The sequence below is a fragment of the Dolichospermum sp. LEGE 00246 genome (assembly GCF_015207865.1).
Classification (GTDB): domain Bacteria; phylum Cyanobacteriota; class Cyanobacteriia; order Cyanobacteriales; family Nostocaceae; genus Dolichospermum; species Dolichospermum heterosporum.
Window position 1 is genome coordinate 1 of record NZ_JADEWA010000299.1, and the last position, 6,753, is coordinate 6,753.

General features: G+C 39.3%; 6 protein-coding genes. 3 read left to right on the forward strand and 3 right to left on the reverse strand.

Annotated elements, in window-relative coordinates:
• Window positions 1–198 precede the first annotated feature (198 nt).
• Window positions 199–1,134, reverse strand: a complete 936-nt coding sequence (locus IQ228_RS17835; protein WP_027401599.1) for an alpha/beta fold hydrolase — start codon at window positions 1,132–1,134, stop codon at window positions 199–201.
• Window positions 1,135–1,153: 19 nt separating this feature from the next.
• Window positions 1,154–1,657 (reverse strand): DUF4112 domain-containing protein, encoded by a 504-nt coding sequence (locus tag IQ228_RS17840; RefSeq protein ID WP_027401598.1) that lies wholly within the window; start codon window positions 1,655–1,657, stop codon window positions 1,154–1,156.
• Between the two features lie 626 nt (window positions 1,658–2,283).
• On the opposite strand from IQ228_RS17840, the gene IQ228_RS17845 reads away from it, so the two are divergent.
• Window positions 2,284–2,745 carry a hypothetical protein gene (locus tag IQ228_RS17845; RefSeq protein WP_027401597.1) on the forward strand — a complete coding sequence of 154 codons (462 nt, stop codon included), beginning with the start codon at window positions 2,284–2,286 and terminating at the stop codon, window positions 2,743–2,745.
• 149 nt (window positions 2,746–2,894) lie between these two features.
• Here IQ228_RS17845 and IQ228_RS17850 read toward each other — a convergent pair whose 3' ends face one another.
• A complete protein-coding gene (locus IQ228_RS17850) occupies window positions 2,895–4,316 on the reverse strand; it encodes an NADP-dependent isocitrate dehydrogenase (RefSeq protein ID WP_027401596.1) in 1,422 nt (473 codons plus the stop codon).
• Window positions 4,317–4,604: 288 nt separating this feature from the next.
• On the opposite strand from IQ228_RS17850, the gene IQ228_RS17855 reads away from it, so the two are divergent.
• Both IQ228_RS17855 and rnc read left to right on the forward strand, forming a co-directional pair.
• Window positions 4,605–5,321, forward strand: a complete 717-nt coding sequence (locus tag IQ228_RS17855) for a GUN4 domain-containing protein (RefSeq protein WP_027401595.1) — start codon at window positions 4,605–4,607, stop codon at window positions 5,319–5,321.
• Between the two features lie 597 nt (window positions 5,322–5,918).
• Window positions 5,919–6,596, forward strand: a complete 678-nt coding sequence (gene rnc, locus IQ228_RS17860; RefSeq protein ID WP_027401594.1) for a ribonuclease III — start codon at window positions 5,919–5,921, stop codon at window positions 6,594–6,596.
• The last annotated feature ends 157 nt before the right edge of the window (window positions 6,597–6,753 follow it).

The following is a 6,753-nucleotide window of genomic DNA, read 5'->3' on the forward strand; positions in this document are numbered from 1 at the left end:
CTCCAAACCTCTCCCCGAAGCGGGGAGAGGCTTTGAAAACCCCCTTCCCTCGTAGGGAAGGGGGCAGGGGGGTTAGGTTTTTGGAGATTATCGGTTTCATCTAATACTTTTAAAACATCCTCTTAGAGGGTTTTAGCGCAGGTACGAGGCAGGTACGGAAAATTGCCTGAATTTCTATCATTAGTCAATTTTCAAAATTCAACAGAAATCGGTTTCTTTTAAAAACTCCAAAATTGCTGCATTCACCACATCAGCAGAACCAGTTGACGCATCATGATAACAGTTTTGCAAAATTTGTAAGCGAGAATTAGGCAAATGTTGATGTAATTTTTCTCCATGACTAACAGGAAACCAACTATCTTGATCACCCCATAAAACCAAAGTTGGACATTCAATATTTTTGAGATTATTTTGAATATTCTTCAGCATACTTGGCTGATTTTTTCGCAAATTCTCAATTTCTTGAGCAGCAATTTGTAACTCTTCAGCCACTTTTACCAAAGTCCCCGGAATTTCAATGAATGGGTAAGTAATCCAATAAATATCTTCTTCTGTTAATAATGAAGGATTATATAATACCTTGCGTCTTTCTGCTCCCATCACTTCTCTGACTAAAGGTGCAAACCAATATGCAAGACGTAAATCATCAATTGCATGAATAATTTCTATTGGTGTTTGTGCCAGTAAACCCATAGACCAATGAGGTAAAGTTTCTGTAAAAATAGGAGCGTTAATTACTACTAACCGTCCGATTAAATCAGGACTTTTACCAGCTAATCCCAGAGAAATTAATGCCCCTATAGATTCGGCGACAATTATCGGTGATTCATCACATAAAGCTTGAATAATACGTTTTAATTCAATAATTTGATGTCCTGTTTCTTCTCGACGAGATACGGGCTTTTCTGAAAAACCAAAACATTTAAAATCACAACAAATTACTCGAAAATGTCGAGATAATGGTTCAATACTATGCCGCCAATTATAACTCCAACTGCCTAAACCATGTAATAAAATCAGCGGTCTCCCGTTACCTTTTTCACCATAGGCTATTTGAATTGGATAACCTTGAGAATCATTAATAATCAGATTTTGCCGCCCTTGAGGAAAATTATCTTGCCACCAATCTTTCATAATTTTATAGATAAGTCATTTAACTACCAGTAAAAACTTGCCATAATATTCTTATTAATATCACGGGTATGGATATTAAAACAATAGCCAGTAGAAATAAGCCAATACTAAAAATGAGGATAAATGAATTATCTGCTTTTTGATTTTGATGCGGAGATTTTAAAGCTGCTTCCAATAAAATGATATTGTAATTATTCGCTCTCCAAGCAAAATCAAACAAATCTCCTAACATGGGAATAGCCCCAACCAAGGAATCTACAATCACATTCATTACCATCCGTCCTAATGTGGCTACGGGTACGCCTAATTGTGCGGCTTCCATGATAATATAAAATGAAAATATTAACCCTAAAGCATCACCACCTATGGGTAGTAATCCAATAATTGGATCTAACCCAACTCCTATTTGTGTTCCGGGAATAGTAATTATATTATCTAATAGTCCACTAAATTGACGTAGACGCTTTAATCGAGGTGCATAACCATCAGGTGTAATTACAAATGGTTCAGAAGAATTAGGCATTATTAATTATTTCCACTGACTGAGTAATCAACTTTCTTATTATCTCATTTTCTTAACTCAAATTTTTTCATATTTAGGGCTGCCTGAATAAAGCTAGAACCGTTTACCAATAAGGATTTTGCATATTTTTATCACAAAAAAGTGCAAGTTTTTAGCTAATGGTGTCTCAAAACAGTTGCATTTTTCCTGATCGGATATGTAGGTGGACACAATAAAACCAAACTGTGTAAAGAAATGCAAAATCGCTGAAAACTTCTTCACTCTTGCCTCTTGCCTTTTGCCTTGCCATAACGACAATTTTCAACGCTAACCTACTTATGGGAAATTGAGGCTATCCAGGCTGAAACTGTTCCCTGTACCCAGTTAAGAGTTCCCTACCCTCACAGATAACTTTTATGGCTTACGCCGCGCTACGCTATCAGCAAACCCTACATATATCCAGGTATACTTGTTTTTTACGAGCTTGACTAATTCCCAAGTTGTTTGCAAATTTATCTCTCAACATATTTAAGCTCTGACTAGATTGAGTTATTCGGTGACAATCAACATTGATAATTTTTTTCTAGTCTACTACTCTATTGGTTCTATCAAGAAGGTTAAACCTATCTCTACTACAAAAAACTTCTATGACTCAAGATCTCACACAAAAATGGTTAACCGAAATTCAGTCTCTCACACAACAGATGACGAAATTTCAGCGGGAACGAGATGAAGCTTGGGAAAGTTCGCAAAAATGGCGACAACTTTATAATACCGAGGCAGAGCAACGGCGCGTAGATGCAAAAATGCACCAAGAAGCTATGGTGTCTATAAAGGCTGAAGTCCAAAAATTTTCGGGTGTTAATGGGGAAACCGGAACTGATATGACTACAGCTATTCAGCAAGAAATTTCCCAGTTTAATTCTATAGAAGAGTTACAAACTCAATTGTTAGAAGTCATACAGGAACGTGATTGTCTATTACAAGCTTTGAAACTTGAGCAAGAAAATCACGCTCAAACTCGAAAAAGTCTTACTACAGCTTTAGGTGATGCTATTGATAGTTTAGCCCGTTTAAGAGCGGGCAGCAAAAATACAGGAGGTGATTGACACTCCCTAACCCTCCCCTTTATGAGGGGAGGGTTAGGGAGGGGTAAAACATTTGATACAGTAATCATTTCAATTATGTCATGCTTAGATCCCCGACTTCTTAAAGAAGTCGGGGATCTTAATTTGTCTTAATTTGAGAATAGTAGAAATTAACCGAAATGTTTGATGATTGCGTCTGCAAATTCAGAACACTTTAATGGTTGTACAGGTGGTTCCATTAACCGCGCTAAGTCATAAGTAACTTGACCATTGACGATCGCATCACCTAATCCTTTTTTAATTAAATCTGCGGCTTCTTGCCAACCCATATATTCCAGCATCATCACACCGGAAAGAATCACCGAACCGGGGTTAATTCTGTCTAACCCAGCGTGCTTTGGTGCTGTCCCATGAGTAGCTTCAAAAATCGCGCAGGAGTCGCCAATATTTGCCCCTGGACCCATGCCTAAACCGCCAACAATAGCAGCAGCAGCATCGGATAAATAATCACCGTTGAGGTTCATTGTCGCCAGAATAGAATACTCATCTGGTCGAGTTTGGATTTGTTGAAAGATACTATCAGCAATGCGATCATTGACCATGATTTTCTCTTTCCATTTGCCGTTTCCGTGACTGTCCCAAATTGTATTCAGAACTGTTTCAACTTCCTTGACAATTTGGGCTTTTTTCTCTGGAGTCAGAGAATCAAAACCAGGATCAATTTCATGGGCATTTTCTTCTAAGGAAATATTGGGGTTTTTCTCCTTATTACCCAAAATCCAAGATTCCCGTTCTGTCACGCACTCTTGACGGAATTCGCTGGTTGCTAATTCATAACCCCAATCCCGGAAAGCGCCTTCTGTGTATTTCATGATATTGCCTTTATGCACCAAGGTGACTTGTTGCTTATTTTTGGGCAATAACAAGGCGTGTTTAATGGCACGTCTAACTAAACGCTGAGAACCGGTTTTGCTGATGGGTTTGATACCAATACCAGCGTCGAGGGGAATTTGCTTTTTACCATGTTCTGGGGTAGCAGGTATCAATTCCTCATTCAAGAATTTTATCAGGCGATCGCCGATTTCACTACCTTGCTTCCACTCAATCCCCAAATAAATATCTTCCGTATTTTCCCGATAAACAATCACATCCAGTTTTTCAGGAGTTTTGTGGGGAGAAGGTGTCCCAGCGTAATAACGACAAGGACGCACGCAAGTATAAAGATCAAAGATTTGGCGTAATGCCACATTTAAAGACCGAATCCCCCCACCGACAGGAGTAGTCAAAGGACCCTTAATAGCTATGCCATATTCTTTAATCGCCGTCAATGTATCCTGGGGCAAATACTGGTATGTACCATAGAGATCACAGGCTTCATCACCAGCATAAACCCTAAACCAGCTAATTTTTCTTTTGCCCTTGTATGCCTTAGCGATCGCCGCATCAAGCACCTTTTCCGTCGCCGGCCAAATATCTATACCCGTACCATCACCGCGAATAAAAGGAATAATTGGATTTTCAGGAACAACCGGTTCACCATTTTTGAACGTAATTTTCGCGCCGATAGTGGGAGGAGTAATCTTTTCGTACATAATTCACACATTCCAAATAGAAGAAATTCACAAGTTCGTAGGGGCGCAGTGCCTGCGCCCTAAGATCCAGGTCTTGCGCCCTAAGATCATTACAGTAACCCCTGGATTCTATGACCCCTTACCTGATAAAGTATTGTTAGTTAGGATTTGCACAGTCCACTGGGAGTAATTTTTTCAGACACACACTCAAAGACTTTGCAAATTCACTTCGCTATTCGTCCTTCATTTTGTAGAATAACCGATAGCAATAGATAGTTTATTCACGCTCACGCTAACACGAGTAACGGCATGACAGACCCAATGATTGTATCAGGCACTACAAATGATCTCGACTCCCTCCGCCAAAAGTTAATCGCTGGGTCCGAAAAAGTCCAACAACAAATCATCCCGCAGTTAGCTGACTTGGGTAATGATGGGTTAGATGTGTTGAAGGAATTTTTGCTGAAACGTCGTGATACCCCAGCAACTTGGATTGATGGTAAAGTCTACCAAGTCATCTATAATACTAATGCACCGACAGATCAAGAATTTCTACAAACTAACTTTCCTGAAGGAATTGTACCTCTAAAATCGGACTGTGGGATCAGTTACAATTCTTTGCAAAAGTTACTTGCCAATCAAGATTTTCAAGCGGCTGATCTCTTGACAATTCAAAAAATGTGTGAAGCGGCAAGTCCCCAAGCAGTACAAAGAAAATGGCTATACTTTACCGAGGTAGAAGGTTTACCAATTCAAGACTTACGCACTATCAATCAACTCTGGGTAGTTCACTCAGAAGGTAAATTTGGCTTCTCTGTCCAGCGCGAAATTTGGTTAGGTTTAAGTAAAAATTGGGTCAACTTATGGCCAAAAATTAACTGGAAGAATGGTAACAACTGGACAAGATATCCCAACGGGTTCACCTGGGATTTAAGCGCTCCTAGGGGTCATCTACCGCTCTCTAACCAACTGCGCGGGGTACGAGCCATGTCTTCTCTATTGTCCCATCCAGCTTGGATTAAGTAGACCTTTTACTTTGACACTCTCCGGTCTAAAGACGCGGAGACTCTATAGAGAGTTTCAGTCTATATCCCTCAGTTATCCCAGTTTCAGGCATATCTCCTTAAATATTTGGGTTCTTGCCCTGATTTCGTTTGCCCTGACGGGCGAAATCATATCTGACAAGCGTAACTTTCCGAGAGTCCCCCGGTAGCTTTTTACGTCTTTAGTGACAATCTAATTGTATCACGAATATTGAAGGCAATTAATTCGCCTGTGTGCGTTTTCCCCTTCGGTCTGAAGACGCGAAGCCTCCAACGCTACCGCGTTCCTCTTGTGGGTTTGCGAGGGAAGGGAAGCAATCACAACCCTTGGAATTGCTTCATTTCACTTCGTTCCATATGGCTAACGCCACGCTTACGCAATGACATTGTGTAATTAATTCTGTCTCACTACTTATTATTATTTTCGGATTGCACCACAAGAAATTTGAGGATATTCTTTTATTTGGAAGTCTCTAATCGCAATATATACGAGTTTGTTAGATCCCCAACTTGGTTGAGAAATCTGGAATCTGAAATTAATCAACTGCAATTTAGAGAAACTTAATAAGAGGAACATAAAATGCACGATATTTTAATTTTCCAAGATAAAACATTACTGAATCAAGCACTAACTCACCGTTCTTATGTCAACGAACACCCAGGAGAAGGTGAACACAACGAGCGTTTAGAATTTCTTGGTGATGCTATTCTCAATTTCTTAAGCGGTGAATATCTCTATCAACTTCATCCAGAAAAAGGAGAAGATGAATTAACTCGTCGTCGTTCTGCATTAGTAGATGAAAAACAATTAGCAAAATTTGCGATTGAAGTAGGTCTAGACTTGAGAATCCGTTTAGGACAAGGTGCAATTCTTGATGGAGGATATAATAATCCTAACTTATTAAGTAGTACCTTTGAAGCAGTTATTGGTGCTTATTATCTAGATAAAAATTGCAATATTGCATTACTTCGCCCTATTGTAGAAAAACTTTTTGCCTCTGTACCTGAGAATATTGTTGTATCTCGCTCTAATGTAGACTCAAAAAACCGCTTTCAGGAGTGGGTACAAAGTAGTGGTAACACAACTCCACCCAAATATGTTACAAGACAAATAGGTGGACAATCTCATACACCAATATTTGAGTGTGATATCTTTGAAGTAGTGAATGGGAAAGAAATATGGCGGGGAAAAGGACAAGGGCGCAATAAAAAAGATGCAGAAAAAGCTGCTGCTGAAAATGCGTTAGATAACTTGTAGAAAATGGTTATTAAATTGATAATTGTTGATTTTCTACTTGTATTGGCGAATATAATTCGCAGCTACACAGACAGAAACTATCTATTCCTGCTGTCCCGTAAGGGGGTGTTTGAAAAGTTATGGTTGGTGTATCAAATATTTTACCCCTCCCTAACCC

What these genes read in the sequence shown, in the direction of transcription:
- IQ228_RS17845 (WP_027401597.1), top strand. Translation starts at nt 2,284, where the DNA reads ATGACTCAAGATCTCACACAAAAATGGTTAACCGAAATTCAGTCTCTC.
- IQ228_RS17835 (WP_027401599.1), bottom strand. Translation starts at nt 1,134, where the DNA reads ATGAAAGATTGGTGGCAAGATAATTTTCCTCAAGGGCGGCAAAATCTG.
- IQ228_RS17840 (WP_027401598.1), bottom strand. Translation starts at nt 1,657, where the DNA reads ATGCCTAATTCTTCTGAACCATTTGTAATTACACCTGATGGTTATGCA.
- IQ228_RS17855 (WP_027401595.1), top strand. Translation starts at nt 4,605, where the DNA reads ATGACAGACCCAATGATTGTATCAGGCACTACAAATGATCTCGACTCC.
- IQ228_RS17850 (WP_027401596.1), bottom strand. Translation starts at nt 4,316, where the DNA reads ATGTACGAAAAGATTACTCCTCCCACTATCGGCGCGAAAATTACGTTC.
- rnc (WP_027401594.1), top strand. Translation starts at nt 5,919, where the DNA reads ATGCACGATATTTTAATTTTCCAAGATAAAACATTACTGAATCAAGCA.